This is a genomic window from Nonomuraea sp. NPDC049269 (assembly GCF_043197155.1).
Lineage (GTDB): Bacteria > Actinomycetota > Actinomycetes > Streptosporangiales > Streptosporangiaceae > Nonomuraea.
On the sequence record NZ_JBICSO010000013.1, the window covers coordinates 324,357 to 347,775 of the forward strand.

Annotated in this window: 22 protein-coding genes, 1 tRNA gene and 1 riboswitch; of the genes, 8 read left to right on the plus strand and 15 right to left on the minus strand. The window is 70.8% G+C overall.

What is annotated here, in order from left to right:
• Positions 1-17: 17 nt before the first annotated feature.
• Positions 18-138: riboswitch (cobalamin riboswitch) on the minus strand.
• 7 nt (positions 139-145) lie between these two features.
• From ACGFNP_RS55530 to selD, 8 genes are all read right to left on the minus strand, one after another.
• On the minus strand, positions 146-1,006 hold the full coding sequence (locus ACGFNP_RS55530; RefSeq protein ID WP_358318194.1) for a Gfo/Idh/MocA family oxidoreductase: 861 nt from the start codon (positions 1,004-1,006) through the stop codon (positions 146-148).
• 35 nt (positions 1,007-1,041) lie between these two features.
• Positions 1,042-1,857, minus strand: coding sequence for an SDR family NAD(P)-dependent oxidoreductase (locus ACGFNP_RS55535; protein ID WP_393332440.1), 816 nt, complete (start codon positions 1,855-1,857; stop codon positions 1,042-1,044).
• On the minus strand, positions 1,854-3,056 hold the full coding sequence (locus ACGFNP_RS55540; protein ID WP_393332443.1) for a cytochrome P450: 1,203 nt from the start codon (positions 3,054-3,056) through the stop codon (positions 1,854-1,856). Before ACGFNP_RS55540 ends, ACGFNP_RS55535 begins: the two co-directional genes overlap by 4 nt.
• Positions 3,053-4,009 (minus strand): phosphotriesterase-related protein, encoded by a 957-nt coding sequence (locus ACGFNP_RS55545; RefSeq protein ID WP_358318191.1) that lies wholly within the window; start codon positions 4,007-4,009, stop codon positions 3,053-3,055. Before ACGFNP_RS55545 ends, ACGFNP_RS55540 begins: the two co-directional genes overlap by 4 nt.
• A 15-nt stretch (positions 4,010-4,024) precedes the next feature.
• On the minus strand, positions 4,025-4,786 hold the full coding sequence (locus tag ACGFNP_RS55550) for a phytanoyl-CoA dioxygenase family protein (protein WP_393332447.1): 762 nt from the start codon (positions 4,784-4,786) through the stop codon (positions 4,025-4,027).
• Positions 4,787-4,831: 45 nt separating this feature from the next.
• Positions 4,832-5,938: a hypothetical protein gene (locus ACGFNP_RS55555; protein ID WP_393332450.1), complete on the minus strand. Its 1,107-nt coding sequence runs from the start codon at positions 5,936-5,938 to the stop codon at positions 4,832-4,834.
• A complete protein-coding gene (locus ACGFNP_RS55560) occupies positions 5,931-6,479 on the minus strand; it encodes an RNA polymerase sigma factor (RefSeq protein WP_393332453.1) in 549 nt (182 codons plus the stop codon). The genes ACGFNP_RS55555 and ACGFNP_RS55560 overlap by 8 nt, the downstream gene beginning before the upstream one ends.
• 141 nt (positions 6,480-6,620) lie before the next feature.
• Positions 6,621-7,616, minus strand: coding sequence for a selenide, water dikinase SelD (gene selD / locus ACGFNP_RS55565; protein ID WP_393332456.1), 996 nt, complete (start codon positions 7,614-7,616; stop codon positions 6,621-6,623).
• Positions 7,617-7,634: 18 nt separating this feature from the next.
• On the opposite strand from selD, the gene ACGFNP_RS55570 reads away from it, so the two are divergent.
• The 4 genes from ACGFNP_RS55570 (at position 7,635) to ACGFNP_RS55585 (ending at position 11,188) form a co-directional block, all read left to right on the plus strand.
• Positions 7,635-7,728 (plus strand) — tRNA-Sec (locus ACGFNP_RS55570).
• Between the two features lie 31 nt (positions 7,729-7,759).
• Positions 7,760-9,040, plus strand: a complete 1,281-nt coding sequence (gene selA, locus ACGFNP_RS55575) for an L-seryl-tRNA(Sec) selenium transferase (protein WP_393332459.1) — start codon at positions 7,760-7,762, stop codon at positions 9,038-9,040.
• Positions 9,031-10,764 (plus strand): selenocysteine-specific translation elongation factor, encoded by a 1,734-nt coding sequence (gene selB / locus ACGFNP_RS55580; RefSeq protein WP_393332462.1) that lies wholly within the window; start codon positions 9,031-9,033, stop codon positions 10,762-10,764. Before selA ends, selB begins: the two co-directional genes overlap by 10 nt.
• Complete coding sequence (locus tag ACGFNP_RS55585; RefSeq protein WP_358318185.1) at positions 10,703-11,188, plus strand: rhodanese-like domain-containing protein; 486 nt, start codon at positions 10,703-10,705, stop codon at positions 11,186-11,188. Before selB ends, ACGFNP_RS55585 begins: the two co-directional genes overlap by 62 nt.
• Here ACGFNP_RS55585 and ACGFNP_RS55590 read toward each other — a convergent pair.
• From ACGFNP_RS55590 to ACGFNP_RS55620, 7 genes are all read right to left on the minus strand, one after another.
• The gene (locus tag ACGFNP_RS55590; protein WP_393332466.1) at positions 11,181-12,377 is read right to left on the minus strand and encodes a hypothetical protein; all 1,197 of its coding nucleotides are present in this window, start codon (positions 12,375-12,377) and stop codon (positions 11,181-11,183) included. The genes ACGFNP_RS55585 and ACGFNP_RS55590 overlap by 8 nt on opposite strands.
• A complete protein-coding gene (locus ACGFNP_RS55595) occupies positions 12,374-13,207 on the minus strand; it encodes a PhnD/SsuA/transferrin family substrate-binding protein (protein ID WP_358318183.1) in 834 nt (277 codons plus the stop codon). The genes ACGFNP_RS55590 and ACGFNP_RS55595 overlap by 4 nt, the downstream gene beginning before the upstream one ends.
• Entirely contained in the window at positions 13,204-14,334 is a 1,131-nt protein-coding gene (locus ACGFNP_RS55600; RefSeq protein WP_393332469.1) for an acyl-CoA dehydrogenase family protein, read from the minus strand. The genes ACGFNP_RS55595 and ACGFNP_RS55600 overlap by 4 nt, the downstream gene beginning before the upstream one ends.
• Positions 14,335-14,394: 60 nt before the next feature.
• Positions 14,395-14,619: a hypothetical protein gene (locus ACGFNP_RS55605; RefSeq protein ID WP_393332472.1), complete on the minus strand. Its 225-nt coding sequence runs from the start codon at positions 14,617-14,619 to the stop codon at positions 14,395-14,397.
• A 1-nt stretch (position 14,620) separates the two neighbouring features.
• Complete coding sequence (locus tag ACGFNP_RS55610) at positions 14,621-16,333, minus strand: PQQ-binding-like beta-propeller repeat protein (protein WP_393332475.1); 1,713 nt, start codon at positions 16,331-16,333, stop codon at positions 14,621-14,623.
• Between the two features lies 1 nt (position 16,334).
• Positions 16,335-17,213, minus strand: a complete 879-nt coding sequence (locus ACGFNP_RS55615; protein ID WP_358318180.1) for a hypothetical protein — start codon at positions 17,211-17,213, stop codon at positions 16,335-16,337.
• 132 nt (positions 17,214-17,345) lie between these two features.
• Complete coding sequence (locus ACGFNP_RS55620; protein WP_358318179.1) at positions 17,346-18,704, minus strand: MFS transporter; 1,359 nt, start codon at positions 18,702-18,704, stop codon at positions 17,346-17,348.
• A gap of 167 nt (positions 18,705-18,871) precedes the next feature.
• On the opposite strand from ACGFNP_RS55620, the gene ACGFNP_RS55625 reads away from it, so the two are divergent.
• From ACGFNP_RS55625 to ACGFNP_RS55640, 4 genes are all read left to right on the plus strand, one after another.
• Positions 18,872-19,549 carry a GntR family transcriptional regulator gene (locus tag ACGFNP_RS55625; RefSeq protein ID WP_358318178.1) on the plus strand — a complete coding sequence of 226 codons (678 nt, stop codon included), beginning with the start codon at positions 18,872-18,874 and terminating at the stop codon, positions 19,547-19,549.
• A gap of 47 nt (positions 19,550-19,596) precedes the next feature.
• Entirely contained in the window at positions 19,597-20,490 is an 894-nt protein-coding gene (locus ACGFNP_RS55630) for a dihydrodipicolinate synthase family protein (protein ID WP_393332479.1), read from the plus strand.
• Between the two features lie 170 nt (positions 20,491-20,660).
• Positions 20,661-21,776, plus strand: coding sequence for an exo-alpha-sialidase (locus ACGFNP_RS55635; protein ID WP_393332482.1), 1,116 nt, complete (start codon positions 20,661-20,663; stop codon positions 21,774-21,776).
• Positions 21,773-23,413 (plus strand): hypothetical protein, encoded by a 1,641-nt coding sequence (locus ACGFNP_RS55640; RefSeq protein ID WP_393332485.1) that lies wholly within the window; start codon positions 21,773-21,775, stop codon positions 23,411-23,413. Before ACGFNP_RS55635 ends, ACGFNP_RS55640 begins: the two co-directional genes overlap by 4 nt.
• Positions 23,414-23,419: the final 6 nt, after the last annotated feature.

The following is a 23,419-nucleotide window of genomic DNA, read 5'->3' on the forward strand; positions in this document are numbered from 1 at the left end:
CCCTTTTCCACGAGGGTTGATGACGTCAGCGCGGAGGCAGGCGACCTGGCTATGACAGTTGCGGGACAGCGCCGGACTCGCACCGGACTTCGCTGCAACTCTGCGCGTCGGACAGACGCTATCAATGCTCCGGATGGAAGCTAAGTCAAGGGGTGGCCAACTGGGTCTCCGCCTCGGCGATGATCCGCTGCAGCCGGAGCCCGTGGGCCGCGTCCAGCGGGTGTCCGCCGCCCTGGCGTACGGTCCGCGCGAACTCCTCGGCGATGGTCGCGAACGGATCGTCGTCGCCGGGCAGCAGCACCGCGTTGCCCGTTCTGCCGTACACCGCGATGCTCGATGGCGGCAGGTCGCCGGCGGCGGCCATGCTCAGCGACGCCTCGCTGACCGCGCCGCCCTCGTGGTCGAGCAGCAGGCCGGTCCAGCCGAGCGGGTTCCCGTGCGCGCGTACGCCGGTCACCGGGCCGAGCGCGGCGTCGAGCAGGTCGATCACGTGCGGCCCGACGTCCAGGAGCGCGCCGCGCTGGAGCCGCCACGGGGTGCCGAAGGGGTGGCCGCCCAGCAGGACGTTGGAGATGTTCGCGGCGTGGCCGCCGAACGCCTCGATGCCGGCGCAGCGCGCCAGGAACTCTCTGACCTGCGTGGTGTAGCGCATGGTGAGGACGAGCTGCGAGGCCACCCCGGCCTCGCGCACGGCGTCCGCGAGGCGCCGCGCGTTCTCCAGTGAGTCGGCGAGCGGCTTCTCCAGCAGCAGCGCCTTCCCGGCCCGCGCGGCGCGCACCCCCAACTCGGCCTGTACGCCCGGCGGCACGCAGAACGCCACGGCCTCGCACGCGTCGAACAGCTCCTCGATCCGCTCGAACACCGGCGCCCCCAGCCCGGCGGCGGCCTCCGGACGGCGCGCCCATACCCCGGCGAAACGGAGATACGGACTCTTGACCAGCATCGGCGCGTGCGCGCGCTCCGCCCACGGCCCCGCTCCGATCAAACCGACCGACACCGGCTCCATACATCCCCCTTTGATCCGCTTGAAGAACCCTAGAGTCATTCAGCGGCGTCGCGCCATTGGCGCAGGGCATGCTCGGGGCGGTGGGCGAGGGTGCCGGAGTCGATGACGATGGTCTGTCCCGTGATGCACCGCGACTCGCCCGAGGTGAGGAAGGCGACGAGGTCGGCCACGTCCTCCGGGGTGCAGGCCCAGGGCAGCAGGCGCTCGGCCGCCTTGTCGGCCAGCCGGTCCCGGCCGAGGGCCTGCGCGGCCACGTCGGTCAGGACCAGGGCGGGGGCGACGGCGTTGCAGCGGATGCCGCGCGAGCCGTACTTGGTGGCCACGTAGCGCACGAAACCGGTCAGCGCCGCCTTGGAGGTGCCGTAGGCGACGTGCGCCACGTCGCCCAGGAGGCCCGAGACCGACGAGGTGAGGACGAAGGCGCCGCCGTCGGCCATCACGGGGGCCGCGTGCTTGACCATGAGCAGGGCGCCGCGCAGGTTCACCGCCATCGTGCGGTCCCAGACCTCCACGTCGAGCGACTCGAGGTCCTGGTCGCGGCCGTAGGTGCCGGGGCCGAGCGCGGCCGCGTTCGAGTGGACGACGTCCAGGCGGCCGAACGAGGCGATCAGGTCGCCGATCGCCCCGGCCACCTGCTTCTCGTCCGACACGTCGCAGGTGAGCGCCGTGGCCGTGCCGCCTCTGGCGCGGATCGTGGTGGCGACCGACTTGGCGCCGGCCGCGTGCACGTCCAGGACGCCCACGCAGGCGCCCTCGGCGGCCAGGCGCGCCGCGCACGCCGCGCCGATGCCCGAACCCGCGCCCGTCACCAGGGCGACCCGCCCGTCGAACCGGCCCGGCGCGGCGCTCACCACGTCACCCTCAGGGCCGTCAGTCCCCGTCCCACGATCGACTTGCGGTAGACGATGGGCTCGTCCGCGAGTCTGAGACCGGGCAGGCGGCGGCCGAGCACGTCGAGCGCGGTGCGGAGTTGCAGCCGGCCGAGCGCGGCGCCCACGCAGAAGTGGATGCCGTAGCCGAACACCATGTGGGCGTCGGCGTTGGGCCGGTCGATGACGAACCGCTCCGGGTCGGGGAAGACGGTCTCGTCGTGGGCGGCGGAGTCGATGGAGAGCAGCACCAACGACTTTTCCGGAATTATCACGTCATGTAGCGAAATATCCGTCGTGGCGTACCGGAACGATCCGAGAGCGGCGCCGTCGATGCGCATGCACTCCTCGACCGCGTTCTGGATCAGCGGCGGCGGGACCGGCCAGGCGTCCTCGCGCAGCAGGCGCAGGACGCTGTTGGCGAGCTGGTTCGGGACGGTGTCGTTGCCGCCGAGCAGGATCGTGGAGATCAGCTCCACCACCTCGCGGTGGCTGAGCTCGGAGCCGATCAGCGAGGTCATGAGCGAGGTGAAGTCGTCGCGCGGCTCCTTGGCACGGGACGCGACCAGCCGATCCACGAAGTCCAGATAGGCCAGGAAACTGTCGGCGAGTTCGAGCTGCCGGTCGGGCGGCTGCGGCGACAGGAAGAGCTGGAACCAGTCCTTCACGTGCGCCTGCACGAACGCCTCGTCCGCCTCGGGCACCCCGATGAACCGGGCGGTCAGCTTGACCGACGGCTCATGCCCGATCTCGGAGACGAAGTCGGCCGCGCCCTTCGGCGCCACGCGGTCGAGCAGGTCCTCGTTGAGTTGCCGGAAGTGCTGCTCCATGGCCGAGACCGCCCGTGGCGTGAACGCCTTCGACACCGAGCGCCGCAGCCTGGTGTGGTCGGGCGGATCGACGTTGGCCACGAAGCTCGACAGGAACGAGCCGTGCTCGCCCAGCTTGTCGCGCGTCTCGCGGGTGAGGCTGCGGGAGATGGTCAGCGAGCCCTCCGAGGAGAACCGCCTCGGGTCGCCGTACGCCGCGCGCACGTCGGCGTGCCGGGTCAGCACGTAGGCGCCGAGGTGCTCGCTGTGGAACACCGGCCGGTCCCGGCGCAGCCCGGCGAGGAACTCGTACGGCGCGGCGACGTGCCAGTCCGAGCCGACGTCGAAGTCCTCGATCATGCCGTTGCTCACGAGAAGATCCTCCGGGGGTTGTCGACGAGCATCTGGTGGATCTGCTCCTCGGTGACGCCCCTCTTGCGCAGTTCGGGCAGGACGTCGCGGGAGATGTGCAGGAGGTGGTAGTTCGGGTGCCGCTGTCGTACGACGTCGGCATCAAACCGGTCGTTAAAGCAGTAGGAATCGTGACTTAGCACCATTTGTCGGGCGTGGCCGCGCTCGCACATCGCCGCCACGATCGACACCCGGTCCTCGAACGGCGAGATCGTCTCGATGCCGAACCGGTCCATGCCCAGGTAGGAGCCGTTGGCGGCGAGTTCCTCCAGGTAGGCGACGTCGGTGGAGTCGCCCGCGTGGCCGATGACGACCTTGGTGAGGTCGACGCCGAGCTCGCCGAGCAGCCGCTGCTGCGCCAGGCCGCCCTGGGAGGCGCTGTGGGAGTGGGTGGTGATGGGCACGCCGGTCTCCAGGTGCGCCTCGGCGACCGCCCGGAACACCCGTTCGGTGCCCTTGGTCATTCCGAGATGGTCGGTGGCGCACTTGAGCATGCCCGCCTTGACCCCGGTCCTGCCGATGCCGTGAACGATGTCCCGGACGAAGAACTCCGCCAGCCGGTCGGGCCCGCCGAACAGCGAGCCCGGACCCCGGTTGCCGAAGTATGGAGGCAGGGCGTCGTAGGTGTAGAGGCCGGTGGCGGCGACGATGTTCACACTGGTCAGCTCGGCCACCCGCTGGACGGCGGGGACGTACCTGCCGAGCCCGATGACGGTCAGGTCCACGATCGTGTCGATGCCCTCGGCCCGCAGGTCGTCCAGTTTGGCCGCCGCCTCCCTCGCCCGCTGCTCAAGGTCCCAGTTCTCCGGGATGTCCGGCCAGTTCCAGAGAATCTCCGGACTGAGCCCGAACACGTGCTCATGCATGAGCGTGGCGCCCAGCTCGCCCACCGGCCCTCTTACGGTCTCAGGCATGGCCCTCTTCCACGGTCACACGCACGGGAACCTCGGGTGGTCGAACGGCCGGTTCACCTCTAGGCCGAGCCCGTCCGTCTGCTGGTACGGGGTGCCGGTGTAAAGGGAGGCGGCGTCGAAGTACGTGACGGTGAACGACAGGCGCGGCTGGTCGCGGTGGTTGGCGGGCGCTCCGTGCACGGTCAGGGTGTGATGCACGGTCGCGTCGCCCGCCACGAGGTCGAGGGGCGGCGACAGCTCCAGTTCCTTGATCCACGGATGCTGGCTGAGCTGGTCGTCGCCCGCCCGGGTGAAGCTCCGCCCAAGAACGCCGTACCGGTGCGAACCATTGAAGAAGCGCAGCGAGCCCATGTCCGCCGGCACGTCCACCAGCGCCAGCCAGACCGTCAGCATCGCCGAGCGGTCCATCGGCATCCAGGGGAAGTCCTGGTGGAACTCGGTCGCCGCGTGCTCCCCCGGCTCCTTGACGAGCAGGTTCGTGACCTGCACGCGCACGGCTTCCACGCCGCGCAGCAGCCGGGTCGCGTTGGCGCCCATGGCCGGGCTCAGCGCCAGCGCGCGGAACGCCTCGTCGCTCTCGGCGATGTCACGCGACTGCCCGAACGCCTGGTCCACCAGTGTCCGCCGCTGCTTCTCGCGCGCCGCGAGGTAGCCGGTCGCCCGCTGCCTGAGCTCGGCCACGGTGTCGGGGGGCACCAGGGCGGGCAGCCGCACCCATCCGTGTTCCTGAAAGAAGCCCGCCTCGTCGTCCGACGCGGCGCGCACGGGGATCTCCATGCCCCCAGTCTGGCATCTTGAGCAAGCGCTTGGTAAGTGCCTTGATTACTTGGCCTTGCAGGACTTCGGCGGGGTGGGGCGGTTCGCGATCCACCCCGTCCCGGGCGCCTGCGCGCTGTAGTAGGTCAGGATGTCGCCTCCGGAACCGCCCCAGCTGGTCTGGGCCAGCGCGGCGCCGGTCGCCATGTCCAGGAAGGTGCGTGCGCGGGGCGACTTCGGTCCCGGAGTCTGAGGCTGCCCGGTGTCACGGGTGAAAGTGACCGACAACGCCGGCCGGCCCAGCGGGTCGGTCGCCGTGCCGTACACCTTGGTACCGGGAAGCTCCGCCAGCAGGCGCAGGATCGCGGCACGGAGCTGCGGTCGGATCGGCATGGACAGAAGATTGCCCGCTTGAGGGACGAAGTCCGCGAACGGCTGCTTGAACCCTCGTCTCTCCCAGATGCGGTGATAGTCGCGGAGCTTGGCGAGCAGGCCGTCGCGGTCGGCGGGGATGGCGGCCAGATCGGCGAGGGTGAGAGCCGCGACGGAGCTGTTCCCTACCTGAGCGTCGTCCCCGTCGCGCCATCCGCAGACATGGAGCTGGTCGGTGACTCGCATCTGTTCGCACTTGGCGGCGGGGGCGCCCTTCTTGGAGCAGGGCAGCTTGATCCGGGTCGGCGCTCCCGCCGCCCGCCATGCGCGTTCGTCGACTGCGGAGGCCGGAAACGCGCTCGACGTGGAGGTCTGCAGTATGGATCTCTCCGCGGTGTCCAGCGGCGCCGTTCGCTCGAGGCGCTGCCGCGCGAACAGGTCGTAGCCGCCCGCGGAAAACCGTGAACCGGTGATGATCACCTCCCGCCAGTAGGCGCCCCTTTGTTCAGGCAGGCGCTCGACCCGGTCGGCCAGCTCGAGCAGCTCGTTGTTCCGTGGCTGCACCAGCACCTGAGCAGGCGCGGAAACCAGGTTGGCCACCAACGTGACCGCTATGACCATCGCGGCGGTGGCCACGCCCGCGCTCAGCGTCCATGCCCACACACGCGGGCGGGAACGGCCGGTGGCGGGGCGGACGCGCGCGCCGTCGGCGACGAACCGGGCGCGAGCCCGCGAGACCGCCTCGGGCGAGAGCGGGGGCGCGTCGGGCAGCGCCCGGGCGAGCAGTTCGAGCTCATCCATCGAGGTCCTCCTTCAGCGCGCCGAGCGCCGCGCGCAGATGCTTGCGTGCCCTGTTAAGCCGGGACGCGACGGTTCCATAGGGAATGTCCAAGGCGGCGGCGACCTCGGCGTGGCTCAGACCGCCGAACACGATCAGCAGCACCACGTCACGGTCGCGCTGCTTCAGCCCGGCCAGCGCCCCCGCGAGCGGGCCGGTGAAGCGCGCGGCGTCCACCCGATCGAGCACCCGATCCAGTGCGGAGTCCTCGTGGCCGTCCCACTCGCGCTCCGCCGCGCGGCTGAGCGCCTTCCACCGCGTGGTCTCGGTACGGCGGTGCCGCGCGACCAGGTTGGTGGCGATGCCGTACAGCCAGGGCCTGACCTCCCCCACGGCCGGGTCGTATCCGCCGCGCAGTGCCGCGACGAAGACCTCGACGGCCAGGTCTTCGGCGTCGTCCACGGGCAGGCGACGGGCGATGTAGCGGTGGATCTCGGCGAAGTAGCGGTCGAAGAGATCGGCCGGAACCGCCGGCTGATCTCTCCCGCTACGCGTCTTGTACACGATCACACCCATTCTTGCCGCGGCGGCGAGAATGCTTTCACGCGCACGGGTTCCCACCACCCGTGAAGCCGGCCCCGTCCTCCGCCCCCAGCTGTGGGCAACCCGCCCGGCTCTGTGGCGCGGGTTGCCCACAGCTGGCGTCTACTTCGCCATGAGCAGGTGTTCCCCACGAGGGACGAGTTCGCCTATCACCGGAAAGCCGGGGATCTCACCCGCGACGAGCAGGCCGCCCGAGGTCTGCGCGTCGGCGAGGAGAAGCCGCTCGTTCTCCGGCAGGTCGCCGAAGTCGCAATGAGGGGCGATCCAGTCGAGGTTCCGGCGGGATCCGCCGCTGATGTATCCATCACGGATGGCCTCTCGGGCTCCCTCCAGGTAAGGCACGGCGGCGCTGTCGACGACGGCGGAGACGCCGCTCGCCCTGACCAGCTTGTAGAGATGGCCAAGGAGGCCGAAACCTGTGACGTCGGTGGCGCAGAGAACCCCCGCGGCCAGCGCCATCCGGGAGGCGTCGCGGTTGAGCGTCGTCATGGCGGCAACCGCCTCGGGGAAGACCTCCCCGGTCGCCTTGTGCCGCGTGTTCAGCACCCCGATGCCGAGAGGTTTGGTCAAGGTGAGGGGGATGCCGGGCTTGCCCGCGTCCACGCGCAGCAGCCGGTCGGGATCGGCGAGGCCGGTGACGGCCAGCCCGTATTTGGGATGGGGGTCATCGATGCTGTGGCCTCCCGCGAGATGACAGCCCGCCGCCTGCGTCATCGCGGAACCGCCGCGCAGCACCTCGCGAGCGAGCTCGAGGGGCAGGACGCCGCGGGGCCAGCCGAGCAGGTTCAGAGCTATGACGGGTCCGCCGCCGACGGCGTAGACGTCGGAGAGGGCGTTGGTGGCGGCGATCCGGCCGAAGTCGTACGGATCGTCGACGACAGGGGTGAAGAAATCCGTCGTCGCGACGATGGCCCGGGTCTCGCCTTCCACCTGGAGCACCGCCGCGTCGTCACCCTGGTCGATACCCAGCAGCAGCCGGCCTGTCGATGGAGAAGAGGTCGGTAAGAGTCCGGCGACCAGCTCCTCCAGCTCGTCTGGAGGGATCTTGCAGCTGCAGCCGCCTCCGTTGCCGTATTGCGTGAGCCTGATGTTGTTCATGGGTCTATGATCCACTTCGGAGGCGTTTAGGTGTCTGGTGGCCCTCCTGGTCTTCAAAACCAGTGGCGCCGAGCATCTCGGCGCGGCGGGTTCGATTCCCGTCCGCCTCCGCTGATGATCAGCGAGTCCGGGGATGGTCGTGAGTGGATCGACGGAGTTCTGTACCGCGGACCGACGTCATGCTGGCCGACCCCCGGTTGGCCGCCGCGCAGGAGACGCTCGGCCGTAGCCTCGTCAAGGCCGCGGTGGCGAACGCCCAGCAACGTGTCCGCGAGGGCTTCACCGACCCCGAGGGCGCCCTGGACGCCGCGCTCGCCCTCCTGCCGGCGACCGCCGGCGGTCTCCAGCACGTCGTCAACGCCACCGGTGTGCTCGTGCACACCAATCTGGGCCGGGCTCCGCTCTCACCCGCCGCCATCGCGGCGGTCACCGCGGCCGCCGGCTACACCGACGTCGAGTTCGACCTCGCCGACGGGCGGCGCGCCCGCCGTGGCCGTACGGCTCTCGCCGCGCTGGCGCAGGCGGTCCCCGAGGCGCGGGCCGTGCACGTGGTCAACAACAACGCGGCCGCACTCGTACTCGCCGCCACGGTGCTCGCGCAGGGCAGGGAGATCGTCATCAGCCGCGGTGAGCTGGTGGAGATCGGCGACGGATTCCGTCTGCCCGAGCTGCTGGAGTCCGCCGGTTGCCGGCTCCGCGAGGTCGGCACCACGAACCGGACCGCCCTGCGCGACTACCAGAACGCCTGCGGCCCGGAAACCGGCTTCATCCTCAAGGTGCACCCGTCCAACTACCGGATCGAGGGATTCACCTCCGAGGTCTCCATCGAGGAGCTCGCCACGATCGGGCCGCCCGTGGTCGCCGACATCGGCTCCGGGCTGCTGCGCCCGGAACCGCTGCTGCCCGGCGAACCGGACGCGGCCGGCGCGCTGCTCCAGGGAGCGGCGCTGGTCACCGCCAGCGGCGACAAACTCCTCGGCGGCCCGCAGGCGGGTCTCCTGCTCGGTGACGAGCACCTCGTGGAACGGCTGCGCCGCCATCCCCTCGCCCGTGCGTTGCGGGTGGACAAGCTCACCCTGGCCGCGCTCGAAGCGACCCTGCGCGGCCCGCGACCGCCGGTGCACCGATCGCTCCACGCGAGCACCACCGAGCTCATGGAACGCGCGGAACGCCTCGCGCGGCGGCTCGGCGGCCGGGCGGAGGCGGTGCCGACCATCGCCAGGGTCGGTGGCGGGGGCGCACCGGGAGTGGAGCTGCCCAGCGCGGGAATCGCCGTGGACAAGAAGCTGACCCTGCGGCTGCGCTCCTACGATCCTCCTGTGATCGGCCGGATCACCGACGGGCGGCTGGTGCTCGACCTGCGCGCGGTCGAGCCCGATCAGGACGAGGTCATCGCCGCCGCGGTGGAGCATGCGTGCATGTGATCGCCACGGCCGGGCACGTGGACCACGGCAAGTCGACGCTGGTCCGGGCGCTGACCGGGATGGAGCCCGACCGCTGGGCCGAGGAACGCCGCCGCGGCATGACCATCGACCTCGGGTTCGCCTGGACCACGCTCCGATCGGGTGAACGGATCGCGTTCGTCGACGTTCCCGGGCACGAACGGTTCGTCACCAACATGCTGGCCGGAGTCGGGCCGTGTCCGGCGGTGATGATCGTCGTCGCGGCGGACGAAGGCTGGCAGGCCCAGTCGGCCGAGCACCTGGCCGCGCTCGACGCCCTGGGCGTCCGGCACGGCCTCGCGGTCATCACCCGGGCCGACCTCGCCGATCCGGAGCCTGCTCTGAGGCAGGCTCACGGCCACCTCGAAAAGACCAGCCTGGCGGGGATCGACAGCGTCGTCGTCAGCGGACGGACCCGGCAGGGATTCGCCGAGCTGGAGGCCGCCCTGGCCCGGCTCGCCGCCGCGCTGCCCGAGACGGACACGGAAGGTGCGGTCCGGTTGTGGATCGACCGGGTCTTCACCGTCACGGGCGCCGGGACCGTCGTCACCGGAACGCTGACCAGGGGCACCCTGCGCGTGGGCGACGAGCTGGACGCAGGCGGGCATCAGGTCAGGGTTCGCGGACTCCAAACCCTCGGCGAGAAAGCCGAGCAGGTCTCGGCGACCGCCCGCGTCGCCATCAACCTGCGCGGTGTCGACCGTGACGACCTGTCTCGTGGCATGGCGCTGGTGACACCGGGCGCCTGGATACCGACCCAGGTCATCGACGTACGGCTGGATTCCGGCATGGACCAGCGGGGGGACGCGGTCCTCCACATCGGGTCGGCCGCCGTTCCCGTCCGGCTCCGCCTGCTGGGCGCCGACACCGCCAGGCTCACCCTCGGCCGTTCCCTGCCGCTCAGGACGGGCGACCGGGGCCTGCTCCGCGACTCCGGCAGGCGGGAGATCGTCGCCGGACTCCGAGTGCTGGACATCCGTCCCGTCGAACTGCGGCGCCGGGGTGCCGCAGCCGCCAGGGCGGCCGCGCTCGACGAAGTCGACCTGCCCGACTCCGCTACCCTGCTGCGCTGGCACGGCCTGCTGACGGGAAACGAGATGACGGCGATGGGCTGCCCGCCCAGCGGTTCGCCCGTGGCCGGCGACTGGTACGCCGATCCCGGACACTGGTCGTCGCTGGGACACCGTCTCGCCGACCAGGTCTCGCGACGGCCCCCGCTCGATCCGGGGATCACCGTGGGCGCCGCCGCTCAGCTGCTCGGCCTGCCTGATCGGCGACTGGCCGAGGCGCTCGTCGCACCGCCTCTGGTAGTTAAAGCCGGGCGGATCCTTGTCGCCGGCCGGTCTCTGCCTCCCGCGATCGCCAGGGCGGTCGCGGAGCTGGCCGCCGGCCTCGCCGAGCATCCCTTCGACGCCCCCACCGCCGAGCGCCTGGAAGAGCTCGGCCTGACGGGGAAGTCACTGGCGGCCGCGCTCCGCTCGGGCGCGGTGACGTCGATCGGGAAGAACGTCATCCTGCTGCCCGACGCGCTGGACAAGGCGGCGGACACTCTCGCGCGGCTTCCCTCACCCTTCACAGTCAGCGATGCGCGGGTCGCCCTGGCGACGACCCGCCGCGTCGCCCTACCTCTCCTGGAGTGCCTCGATGCCCGTGGAATCACCCGGCGTACCGATAACGACCGGCGAGTATGCCGCCCCCGCGACTGACGTCGACCGGCTGCTGGCCCAGGCCCGCACGGGGCTCCATCGCCTGAGTCCCGCCGAGGCCTGGGCAGCCGTGCGCAGCGGCGGGAAGATCGCCGACACTCGTCCCGAGTCTCAGCGCCGGGCCGCGGGCGAGATACCCGGAGCCGTCGTCATCGAACGCAACCATCTGGAGTGGCGGCTCGACCCCACGTGTGAGTCCCGCATTCCCGAGGCCGGCTCCCATGACATCCAGTGGATCGTGATCTGCGCCGAGGGATACTCCTCCTCGCTGGCCGCGGCGGCGCTGCGGGAGCTCGGGTTGTCCAACGCCACCGATGTCGTCGGTGGGTTCGAGGCATGGGTGGAGGCCGGCCTGCCGACAGTCCGCCCTGCTCGGCCCACGGTGCCGCGCGGCCCGAAAGAAGGCGAACACGAGGTCACATGAAGTTGCGTGTGTGCAGAGCGGAGAGTTCGGCTGCCTCCTCGGCTGGGAAACCCAGGCGGATCAGCCGGTTTCTCCGCCCGTCGTACATGTCCAGGTGCAGGCGTTCAACGGCGGCGTGTCCACGGGCGATCGCGGGCGCGGTCCATTCCCCCGCGGCCAGCACGGTCAGCGCGTCCAGCACGTCCTGATTGATGCCCGCGGTGCTGAGCAGGGCATCGTGACGGCGCTCGATGGCCCCTCTCAGCCGCGCGGTGAACGCGGGGTCGCGTCTGGACTGCTCCCGCAGATGCCCCATGCCGAAGGCCACGTGCCGGGCTTCGTCCTGGTGCACCAGCGTCACGACCTGGCGGGTGACCGGATCGGGGGCGTGCTCGGCCAGGAAGGACAACAGGTTGAGGAAGGTGCCCTCGCCCAGCACTGACAGCAGGAACAAGGCGAGCGAGAAGTCCGGTTCGGCCAGCAGTGACGACAGGGAGCTACGCCCGGAGACGGAGGAGGTGCCCAGGTCGTGGCCCTTGAGCAGCGCCCTGCGGGTGAACACCTCGACGTGCCGGGCTTCGTCGGCCGCCTGTACGGCGAGCAGCTGGAGCACCTCACGAAAGTGCGGGTGAACCCGGGCCAGCAGCCGGGCGGGGATGACCAGGGCGGCCTGCTCGTTCTCGATCAGGTAGGTCATCACCTGAACGACCGCGCGCTCGATCTCAGCGGGCAGGTCGAAGGGAGTGTCCCAGCCGATCGCGGTCGCCGGGTCCCACTGCCTGGCCGCCGCCTGCGCGTACAGCTTCGGCGCCAGGTCGGCCCACACCAGTTCCTTGCGGTCGAGGTCGAAGGACAAGACGGGTCCGCCGGCCTCGACCAGGGCGCCGCGAGCGGCCAGACCCCAGTGCGCGGCCGGCCGTAGCACCGCGGCGGCGGATCCGGCCGCGCCCGCGCGCTCCGCACCCGCCCACCGATCGTGAACGCCGCGGCCGCACACCACCCACGCCCGCACCCCGGCGGTATCCGCCGGGGTCTCGACCCGATGCCCCTGCGAGCGGCACCAGGCGGCCAGGTGGAGGGTGAGCGCCGCGTCCGTACCCGTGACGCCCAGCCGTCCGCCCACCGGCATCATCGCCAGTTCGCCGGCGAGCAGGATGTGAGCGCCTCGGTCGAACCCGACGTCACCCAGGTCGACGACCCGATCCGTCACGGCTGGTAGTCCTCCGCGACCAGACCTCCCTGTCCGTCGTAGAAGCCGCTCACCGCGACCTCCAGCGCGCCGTACCCGCTCGTGCGGCCCTCGTTCCAGGCGGTCAGCCCTTCGAGGTCCAGGAGGGGGCGAACCTCGGGATCGGCGTAGGACATGCCGAGCAGCAGCTCGGCGAAATGCCGGACGTGCTCTTCCGGAGCGGTGTCGGAGACGGCCATGACGCAGTGATCATAGGGTTCGGTGGCGGTGAGGATCCGGGTGGAGCCGGCCGGCAGCGTCCCCTCCCGCCCGAAGAGGAGGTGGTTGGCATCGATCATGCACGCCGCGGCCGCCTCCCCGGACATCAGCGAGCGGGCCGCCTCGCGCTCCCCGCCGATGTGGTCGCCGTGCAGGCCGACTCCGATGTCGAAGCGCCGGACGTCGACCTTCACGCCGGCTTGACGCAGGTGGTCCAGCGGCAGCAGCGTGGCCTGCGGCGAGTCGATGGCACCACAGGCCACGACCCGGCCGGCGAGGTCGTCCACCGTCTGGATGCCGGAGTCCGCACGTACCACCACCACCGACCGCAGATCTCGATCGGTGTCCCGCATCACCAGCGGTCGCACCGTACGTCCGAGCGCCTCGGCCATCCGCCGGGAGCGGATCCAGGCCAGCGGAGAGTGCCAGGCCGCGTGGATCCGGCCGGCGACCAGATCCTCGGCCTGCCGCTCGTAGTTCGAGTACAGGACGAAGTCGTACGGCAGACCCTGGCGCACGAGCCAGGCGCGGAACCCCGACCAGATCGTCACCACCTTCGGGTCGTACGCCACGGCTCCCATGAGCAGCGTCATCGCGCCGCCTCATCGAACAGCGGGAGCCCGAGCGAGGCTCGCCCGACGAAGTCCAGCAGCGCCTCGGTGGTCGGAGCCATGACCCGGGCGGCCAGCGCGTCGCGGAAGTGACGCTCGATACTCAGGTCCCGGCGGAAGGCGGAGCCGCCGCACAACCGCATGACGTCATCGGCGACCTCAGCCGCGGCCTCCGCCGCGACCGCCTTGACCTGGAGCACGCGGAGCATGGCGTCCTCGCGGCCGGACTCCAGCGCAGTCAGCGTGTCGTCCAGGAAAGCGCGGGTCTGGTGGACTCTGGTGAGGATGCGGGCGAAGGCGGATCGAGGGGCGTCCTGATCGGCCAGCCGCTGCCCCAGATGCGTCAGAACCGTGCGAGAGACGTGTTCCCCGGCTTCGTCAGCCAGCGCCTGTGCGATGCCGATCGAGCAGGCCGCATTGAGCACGAGGAAGCCGGGCAGCGCTGTGGCCAGCGCGAGGTCCAATCCTTGCCCGTCCGCACCCAGCATCGCGCTCATAGGCACCCGAGCCCCGTCCGCGGCCATGAGACTGGACGCGTTACCACGCAGACCAAGCCCGTCGAACGCGCCTGTGACGGTCAGGCCCGGCGTGTCGCCGGGCACCAGCCACAATGTCATCGGCCCCGTGCTCGCGAGCGGCCGGCTGGACCACACATACCCATCGGCGTGTCCGGCCGCGGTGACGAAGCTCTTGCGCGTGTCAAGCGCGACCTCGCCGTTCTCCGCTTCCGCCGCGGTGCCCACAGGAGCCCAGAAGTGGCTGCGCGAACCCGTCTCGGAGAAGGCCAGGGTGGTGAGGTAACGGCCTTCGGCCACAGCCCGGCGGGTCTCCGCCGGGCCGTGCGCCTCGATCACCGCGGTGGCGGCGAAGTGCATGAGCACGATCATGGCGGTGGATCCGCAGGCCGCGGCCAGCGAGGTGATGACCTGAGCCGCCTCGCGCAGCCCCTGGCCCGCGCCCCCTACCTCGGTCGCGCTGACCAGGCCCAGGAATCCCGCTTTGCCCAGCGCTTCGATGCCCGCGGCGGGAAAGACTCCGCCGCGGTCGGTCTCGACGGCCGCGGGCCCGATCACATCGGCGATCACCGTCTCCAGCTCAGCCTCAAGCATGTATCCCTTTCATATGATCATCAGGCGCGATGGAGCCCAGGGTCATCAGCATCCGCTCCCCTATGACATTCCGGGCATGACGCCGGCAGCGAGCATGCAGGTCATATTGAGCCGGCACCCGGCGAGGTTGACGTTTTCCCAGGCCGCGAAGGCATGATTCCAGCCGGCCGCATTAAAGAGCCGGACCACGACCGGACCATGATCGCACGACCCGCTTCGAACGAGAAGCCTCTTGAACCGGTTCGAGGGCAGAACCCGGCAGGGCCGGCCGAGCAGGTCGTCCACCTCATGAGCGGTGACCATGACGAGGGCCGGCAGAAGTCCGCAGGTTGTCTCGCAATCTGGGCGCGAGCCGCCGCACCGTCTCCGGTGTGGAGGCTACGAGCTTGGTGACGACCGGACCCACGCTGACCAGAGCCCCGTACTGGTCACCGGCGGGATGGCCCAACTGGTAGTACATGATGTCCGGCCCATCGCGGCCCTTGATGGTGGTGTCGAGCCCGTAGCGGACCTCCTCGGCCGCCAGGCGCCGCGCCTCGGACGTCGAGGGCGCCGTCCAGGTGACGGACACGGAGACGACGTCGCCCTTGTCGGTCGGCGGGATCCAGTCGCAGACGGCGGGTTTGGGCAGCGGGCTGCCCGCCAGCGTGCGCGCGTGCGGGTAGGCGAGGTAGCCCGGGGCCAGCAGGCTCAGGTCGCGGTCGGTGAGCAGGCCGCAGGCTTCCGGCCAGTCTGCCGCCGGGGCGACGCCGGGCGGGTTCGCCGGGGCCCGGTTGGCACGGACAAGGCGGTAGGCGGTGATCCGGGTGCCGTTCTTGACACCGGCGCTGTCGTCGTCCCGCGTCGGGGTGCTCACGAAGACCAGGCCCCCGGCGCCTCCCTCCAGGAAGGTGGCGCCGCCGGTGGCGGGCAACGGGAGCTCGCTCGCCTCACCTGTGGCGGCGTCGATGGCCAGCAGGTAGGCGTTCAGCGGCCAGGGTTCCAAACCCGGGTAGTTCCTGCTCTTCGTCACGAACAGGTCCCCGGTCGCGATGAACGACGTCGACCCCGTTACCCCCCGGGTCCAGCGGATGGCGCCGGTGGCCGGATCGATTCCCTGAACGTAGCCTCCTCCGTCCGGGATCGATGTGTTTATTACAACGCCCTCCCCCGTGATGATCGGCGACCGGGTGGCCTCGCCGTGGATGCCGGCGGGCAGCCGCCTGCCGTCCGATGCGTACAGGTAGGGGGTGTCGGAGAGGTGGACAAGGACGGTTCCGTCCGCGGCGGTCGCCACGCCCATGTCTGTCCGCGGGTCCGCCCCCTCGGCCGGTGGCCACTGCTGTGGCCGACGGTACGTCAGGTCACGGGTCCAGTAAGGGCAGCCGGTTTCCGGATCCACGGCGGCGAGGTGGACGCGGTCGTTCGCGCAGAGTTCGAGCACGGCGACCAACTCGTCGGCGGCCGCCGCGGCCGCGGTGCAGCCCTGCAGAACGGGCATGACCGCTCTGGTCGCCCCGGTCCTGGCGTCGAGCAGTTGGACGTCCGACGCCGTCAGTGCCGCCACGGCTCGCCGGGTCACCACGGCCTCACGGGCGAGTCTCCAGCCCCACAGCCGCTGTCCCGTGGCCAGGTCGTAGCCGGTGAGCACACCCTCGAACTCGGCTCCCGTGCGTCCGGGCTGCTCTCGTAGGACGACAAGGGCTTCGTCGGCGACCCACAGCTCACGTACGTCCCCGAGCCGGGGTTCGGCCGGCACGGTGCTCAGGACGCGCCCCGTGACCGGGTCGAGGATGAGGATCCGGCCTATGCGCGCCGCCACCGCGAGGGCACGCTCGGACGCCACGAGAGTGTGGCTGTAGACGATGGCGTCCTCGGTCAATCCGAACGAACGGTTGTCGAACGCCGCCGACCATACGGCCCGCCAGCCCACCGCCTTCCGCACGACGGCCGGGGCGTCGGACATGAGGGCCAAGCAGGTCATCAGCGCCAGCAGCGGTACACCGACCAGTCGTCGCACGTCAGCACCCCTCGATGCGGTACTTGCCCGGCTTGCTCCGGACGCTCCAGGCACCCATCGAGGACTGGTCGTACACGGTGCGGTAAGCCCGTGCGGGACCGGTCAGCCGGAACGGGAGCCCGCCCGGTCTGCGGATCACCACCTGCTCGGCGCGGCCGTTGCTGACGACCGTGGCCACGAGTTCGAACTCGTAGTACGCCTTGCAGGCGGTGAGCGTCATGATGAAGGTCACCCGTTCGTCCCGGACCAGATCGATCTGCTTGGTCTCGAAGTACGGGGTGTCGCGATCCTTGACCGAGGTGAACCACGGCGTCGGCCGGTCGAGATCGGCCGCGACCTCGATGGTGCCCTGCTCGCCGGCATGGGCGGGGCTCAGCAGCGCGCCGTCGGGCACCGGCTCGCGGGTCAGGATGCGCGGTCTGATGTCGGCGATCCGCAGGCTGGCGCGGTTGCCGTTCAGGACGACTATGGCCCTCGTCCGCCCGACCGGGGCGGCGCGGTAGCGCTCCAGAAAAGCCTCATGTTGCGCCGCGTCCGGCCTGCCCAGCAGGATCGCCCGGTCCTGCGCGGCGGTCACCGGCTCGCGCAGAGCGAGGTCGGGGTCATCGGTGCCGATCATCACATAGGCGGCCGTGACGGGCGCCTCTCGGCTGATCTCATCGAAGGCACCGGGCCCGAGCGAGCCGAACCAGCCGGTGAACACGGCGCCGGCCGCCGCGACGATCACCGCACCGACGACCCCGGCCACCCACGCCAGCACGGCTCGACCCGGTCTCGCCCCACCCGCGCCTTCCTCGACCGGCTCGCTCGGCTTCTGCTCGGGGGACTTCTTACCACTCGCGGGGGAATTGCCCCGCTTCGTACGACGAGCTCTGGGCATAGGCCGCCCTCTCCAGCCTGGGGAAAAGCCGGGAAACGTCCGAGCCCATCATCGCGTTTCAGGTCGTCTTCTGTCCCGCTCCCGCGGAACTCGACCGCGCCGCCGCTTTCGCGGCCGGCCGAGCACCCGCCGTCAGCGGACCGTCGTGCCCGTGGCGCTGAGGTCGCGGCGGAAGGACTCCGGCGCCTTGTACACGGCCACCATCGTGATCACCGCACCGACCATGACGTACGCGGCGACCAGCGGCCACCGGCTGCCGTCGGACCCGGCCAGCGCCGTGGCCACGAACGGGGTCAGCCCGCCGGCGAAGATCGAGGCGATCTCACGGCCCGCCGCGGCGCCGGTGTAGCGGCGATCCGCCGGGAACAACTCGGCGAAGAACGCGGGCTGGATGGCATTGATGGCGTTGTGCCCGAGGTTGAGCACCAGCACGTACCCGAGCACGATCAGCACCATCGACCCGCTGCGCAGCATGAAGAAGAACGGGAACGCCATCACGAACACCACGACCGCGCCGAAGAAGTAGACCGGCCGCCGCCCGATCCGGTCGGAGATCGCGGCGAACACCCCATGGCTGACGAAGGAGAGCACGGCCGCGACGAGGATCGCGTTGTTCAGCTGGCCCTTCTGCAGGCCGAGCGTGCCCGTGCCGTACGACAGCGCGAACACCGTGAGCAGGAAGTACGGCAGAGCCTCGGCGAACCGCAGCCCGATGATCAGCAGCAGGTTGCGCCAGTCGTCGACGAAGATCGAACGGATCGGACCATGAGCCGGGCGGTCCGGCTTCGCGGCCGCCTCGGCCACGTCACCCGCCGCCGGCGCGGCGGCGACGGCCTCGGTGAAGACCGGGGTCTCGCGCAGGCTGCGCCGCATCCAGAACGTCACGACGAGGACGGCCGCCGACAGCAGGAACGGGATCCGCCATCCCCAGGCCTGCAGTTGGTCATCGGGGAGCGTGTAGACGTAGGCGAAGACGAGCGTGATGAGGATCTGCGCCGAGAATCCGCCGGTGTTGGGCCAGGCGCTGAAGAAACCTCGGCGGTTCGGTGGCGCCGACTCCAGCACGATGATCATGGAGCCGCCCCACTCACCGCCCACCGCGAATCCCTGGAGCAGCCGCAGCACCACCAGCAGGATCGGGGCCCAGATCCCGATCGCCCCGTAGGACGGCAGCAGTCCGATGAGGATGGTGCTGAGCCCCATGACGGTGAGGGTGATCATCAGGGTGGACTTGCGGCCGTGCCGGTCCCCGCGACTGCCGAAGAAGAGCCCGCCCAGCGGCCGGGCCAGGAAGCCGACCGCGAACGTGCCGAAGGCCGAGAGCGTGCCAACGAAGCCGCTGGCGTCGGGGAAGAACACCTTGGGGAAGACGACGGCGGCCGCCGTCCCGTAGACGAGGAAGTCGTAGTACTCCAGCGTGTTGCCGAGGAAGCTGGATGCCGTGACCTTCCAGGTGTAGCGGCGGTCTGTCTTCGGAAGGGTCGCAACCATGGCGTCTCCCTTTCTGCCAGCGGCTTTGCACATTTCCGCAGGGATTCGGTTGTCGCACACTATGTCTTGGGAAACGGTTAACCGTCAACGGTCACCTGTTATCGGTTAACGTTGACCGTCTGCAGTAAGCAGAGATACCGTGGGCGGACAACACGGGAGGAGAGCTGGTGACGATCATCAATCCGTTGCGCAATCCACCGCTCGGAGATCAGCTGCTCGTCCAGCTCCGCTCGCTCATCGTGCGCGGCGAGCTGAGCGTGGGCACCCATCTGGTCGAGGGCAAGATCGCGGAGCGCTACGGGGTGAGCCGCGGGCCGGTCCGCGACGCGCTTCGCCAGCTGGAGATCGAGGGGCTGGTCGAGACGCGCAAGCGGGGCGTCTCCGTACGCGGGCTGTCCGACAAGGATCTCCTGGAGCTTTACTCGCTGCGCGGCGCGCTGGAGAGCCTGGCCGTCCGGGAGGCCATCGCGCGCCTCGACGCCGCCGACTGGACCCCGATCGACGAGGCGCTCGACCAGATGCAGTCCGCGGCCGTGGCCGCCGACGCCGCCAAGTTCGCCGCGGCCGACCTCGATTTCCACAGCGGGTTCTACACGCTCGGCGACAACCGCTGGCTCACCGCCACCTGGGCGCTGCACCGGCCGCTGTTCGCGACGGTGTTGGAGATCACCAACACCGACCGGGATCTGGTTCCCGTCGCCGACGACCACGTCTACCTGAGGGACGTCATCCGCTCGGGCGACGTCGACGCCGCGCTCACCGCGCTCACCGCTCATCTCGACGGCTCCTGCAGCCGGATCCGCGCGACGCTGAGCGGGCGACCGCGCCCGCAGCCCGCCTTCTGACCCCAGTCACCGTCCGCCCGCCATCCATGACGAACCGAGGCTTTGCCATGCCAGAAAATACCCGACGCCGGGCGGAGGTCCTCGCCGCCGTTCCCACCTTCTTCGACGAGGCGGGCGAGCTCGACCACGCCACCACCAAGGCGCACTTCACCGATCTCGCGCGTCACGTCGACGGGGTCTTCGTCTGCGGCACCACCGGCGAGTTCCCGGCGCTGGACCGGGCGGAGCGCCGTACGCTGGCCGAGACCGCGCTGGCCGTGTTCGGCCCTGACCGGGTCGTGGTGCACGTCGGCGCCGCGGCCACCCGAGAGGCGGTGGCAGTGACCCGCGACGCCGTCGCCCTGGGGGCGCGCAGGCTGGCCACGCTGACTCCGTACTACCTGCCCGCCGACACCGGCGCCGTCCTCCGGCACTTCGCCGCGGTGACGGCGGCCGCGGGCCCGGCCGCCGTCTATGGCTACCTGTTCAGCGAGCGCTCGGGCGTGGTCGTCGAGCCCGCCGAGTTCGCCATGATCGCCGCCGAGACCGGGCTGGCCGGCGCCAAGCTGAGCGGCCTGGCGGCCGAGCGGTTCGAGGAGTACCGCGCCGCGCTCCCGCCGCAGGCTCGGCTGTGGTCGGGCGCGGACACCAAGCTCGCCGAGGTCGTCCGCCACGGCGGCGCCGGAGTCGTCTCCGGGCTGTCGGCGGCCTTCCCCGAGCCGTTCGCGATGCTCGCCGACGCCGTGACCGGCGACGACGCCGCAGTGGAACGCTCCGCCCAGGCGCGGGTGGACGAGGTGCTGGCCGCGCTGGGCGGCACCGTGGAAGGCATCAAGCTGGCGCTGAGCCACCTGGGTCGCGGAACCGGCGCCCTCCGCATGCCCGCCCCCGAGATCGGCCCCGACCAGCGACAGCACATCGCACGCCTGGCCGAGACGGCGTCGGCATCCCACGCGGAATGAACCGCGCCTCCATGGACCATGATCACGTGAGCTCGGCCGGCGCCGCAGGGACCCCTCGCGAAGCCGCGGAGCTCCGGCGCGAAGACGCAGGGACCCTCCCGGACGACGTGCGGACCCATCGCGAAGAGGCGGGGAGCCTCGGAGAGGTCGCAGGGATTCGCCGGGAGTTCGTGACCGTTGATGATCCGCGCTGGACGCAGTGCCATGCGTCCACGCTCGCGGTGGTGGACGGCGTTCCCGTGGTCGCGTGGTTCGCCGGGACCAGGGAGGGGACGCCCGACAACCGTATCCGGATCGCCCGGGACGGCCGGATACGCACCCTGGACACCGGCAGGGCCGTCGCGCACTGGAACCCGGTGCTGGCGGTGGGGCCGGACGGTGCCCTGTGGCTGTTCTGCAAGGCGGGTGCGCGCATCTCCGAGTGGGTCACGCTGGTCACCCGGTCGTACGACGGCGGCGCCACGTGGGAGCCGGTCCGCGAACTCGTCCCGGGAGACCGGTCCGGCGGCCGCGGGCCGGTCAAGAACCCGCCGCTGCTCGCTCCCGGCGGCCTGCGCTGGCTGGCGCCGGGCTCAACAGAGCAGTGGGGCGAGCAACCCCGCTGGGATCCGTTCGTCGACGTGTCCGATGACGGCGGGCTGAGCTGGACGCGGTGCCCGATTCCCGTCGAGCACGCCGCCTTGACCGGCGCCGGGCACATCCAGCCCACGCTGTGGTGGGGAGCAGGCGGTCCTGTCGCCCTGATGCGCAGCACCGAGGGCCGGGCGTATCGCTCGGTCTCCGCCGACGGCGGGCGCACCTGGACACTCGCCGAGCCCACGGGCCTGCCGAACAACAACAGCGGCCTCACCGCGGTCACACTGCCGTCAGGCCGGGTGGCCTGCGTGCACAACCCGGCCACCGAGTCGTGGGGCAGCCGCTGCCCGCTCGTCGTCTCACTGTCGGACGACGACGGACTGACCTGGCACGCGGGACCGATCGTGGACGACGGCGCCGTCTCCATCGATCCGGCCGTCCCACGACTCCTGAACCCCGGCACCGCCCCCGGCACGGGCACCACTCCCACCACAAGCTCCGGCACCGCCCCCGGCACAGGCTCCGGCACTGCCTCCGGCACAGGCTTCGCGCCGGGTGACGCCGGGGTCGTCACCAGCGGCGTCGCCGAGTACAGCTATCCGGCCGCGATCGTCACCTCCGAACACCTGCTCGTCACCTACACCTGGCAGCGCCGGGGAATCGTCCTCGCCCGGCTACCTCTCGCCGACCTGGAGCCGAACACGCCATGACCAGCCCGTACCGCCAGCCTGTCGCCCGCCCGGAGCGCTCCGCCGCGCCGCGCACCGCCTACCTGATCGCCAGCGGCGACCTGCGCCTGGCGGCAAACGTCGCCGGCTGGCCCGCCCAGGAAGCCCTCGAAAAGGCGGTCGCCTCGGCCTTCGATGACCTCGGATGGAGCGTGGTCCGCGCGAACGAGGTGGATCCCGCCAAGGGGCACGGCTTCATCGACAGCCAGCGGATGGGCCTGGAGGTCTTCAAGACCATCCCGGCCGACGCGCCGCTCATCGTCGCCGAGGCCGTATGGCAGTACAGCCACCACGTGCTGGCCGGCCTCCGCACCCACGAAGGCCCGATCCTCACCGTCGCCAACTTCGACGGGACCTGGCCCGGCCTGGTCGGGCTGCTCGGCCTCAACGCCGGACTGACCAAGATGAGCCGCCCGTACTCGACGATCTGGTCGGTCGACTTCTCCGACCGCTACTTCCTGGACGGCATCGCGAGCTGGGTGCAGGCCGGCCACATCGACCACGACGCCTCGCACGTCCGCCCGCTGCCACCGCTGCCGCCCGGCCCGGAAGCCGAGCTCGGCGTCGCGCTGGCCGAGGAACTGCTGCGCGACAAGGCCATCATCGGCGTCTTCGACGAGGGCTGCATGGGCATGTACAACGCGATCATCGACGATGAGCTGCTCAACCCCCTCGGCATCTACAAGGAGCGGCTGTCCCAGAGCGCCCTGTACGCCGAGATGCTCAAGGTGCAGGACGCCGAGGCGACGGCCGTGCGCGACTGGCTCTCCGCCGCCGGGATGCGGTTCGCCACCGGCACGGACGAGGCCACGGAGCTCACCGACCGGCAGCTGCGTGAGCAGTGCAAGATGTACGTCGCCGCGCTGCGGATCGCCGACGACTTCGGCCTGGACGCCGTCGGGATCCAGTACCAGCAGGGGCTGAAGGATCTCACCCCGGCATCCGACCTGGCGGAAGGGCTGCTCAACAACGTCGTACGCCCGCCGGTGACCAGCCGTGACGGCACCCGGGTGCTCTACGACGACGCCCCGCTGCCGCACTTCAACGAGGCGGACGAGGGCGTGGCCGCGGACGCGCTGGTGACCAACCGGGTGTGGACCGCCATGGGCCTCGACCCGGCGACCACGCTGCACGACGTCCGCTGGGGCGAGCGGTACGGTGAAGACTTCGTCTGGGTCTACGAGATCTCCGGCTCCGTCCCGCCGTCCCATCTGACGGGCGGATACGCGGGCGCGGTGAGCCATCGGCAGAACCCGATGTACTTCCCGGCGGGCGGCGGCACGATCAAGGGAGTGAGCAGGCCCGGGGAGATCGTCTGGTCCCGCCTCTACATCGCCGAAGCCCGCCTCCAGCTCGACATCGGCCGCGCTTCCGTCGTGGAGCTGCCCGAGGAGGAGACCGAGCGGCGGTGGGCGGCGACCAACCCGGAGTGGCCGATCGCGCACGTCGTCCACCACGGGGTCACCCGCGACCAGTTCATGGCCCGCCACAAGGCCAACCACGTCCAGATCGCCTACGCCCCCGACGCCGCCACGGCCGACAAGGCGCTCCTCGCGAAGGCGGCGTTCTTCCACCGCCTGGGCGTCGAGGTGCACCTGTGCGGCGACGTCAACCTCTAGGGCAGG

Coding starts and splice junctions, on each gene's coding strand:
- ACGFNP_RS55600 (WP_393332469.1), bottom strand. CDS start 14,334: ATGCTTGAGGCTGAGCTGGAGACGGTGATCGCCGATGTGATCGGGCCC.
- ACGFNP_RS55545 (WP_358318191.1), bottom strand. CDS start 4,009: ATGCCTGAGACCGTAAGAGGGCCGGTGGGCGAGCTGGGCGCCACGCTC.
- selD (WP_393332456.1), bottom strand. CDS start 7,616: ATGAACAACATCAGGCTCACGCAATACGGCAACGGAGGCGGCTGCAGC.
- ACGFNP_RS55530 (WP_358318194.1), bottom strand. CDS start 1,006: ATGGAGCCGGTGTCGGTCGGTTTGATCGGAGCGGGGCCGTGGGCGGAG.
- ACGFNP_RS55585 (WP_358318185.1), top strand. CDS start 10,703: ATGCCCGTGGAATCACCCGGCGTACCGATAACGACCGGCGAGTATGCC.
- ACGFNP_RS55555 (WP_393332450.1), bottom strand. CDS start 5,938: ATGGATGAGCTCGAACTGCTCGCCCGGGCGCTGCCCGACGCGCCCCCG.
- ACGFNP_RS55630 (WP_393332479.1), top strand. CDS start 19,597: ATGCCAGAAAATACCCGACGCCGGGCGGAGGTCCTCGCCGCCGTTCCC.
- ACGFNP_RS55550 (WP_393332447.1), bottom strand. CDS start 4,786: ATGGAGATCCCCGTGCGCGCCGCGTCGGACGACGAGGCGGGCTTCTTT.
- ACGFNP_RS55640 (WP_393332485.1), top strand. CDS start 21,773: ATGACCAGCCCGTACCGCCAGCCTGTCGCCCGCCCGGAGCGCTCCGCC.
- ACGFNP_RS55595 (WP_358318183.1), bottom strand. CDS start 13,207: ATGACGCTGCTCATGGGAGCCGTGGCGTACGACCCGAAGGTGGTGACG.
- ACGFNP_RS55615 (WP_358318180.1), bottom strand. CDS start 17,213: ATGCCCAGAGCTCGTCGTACGAAGCGGGGCAATTCCCCCGCGAGTGGT.
- ACGFNP_RS55620 (WP_358318179.1), bottom strand. CDS start 18,704: ATGGTTGCGACCCTTCCGAAGACAGACCGCCGCTACACCTGGAAGGTC.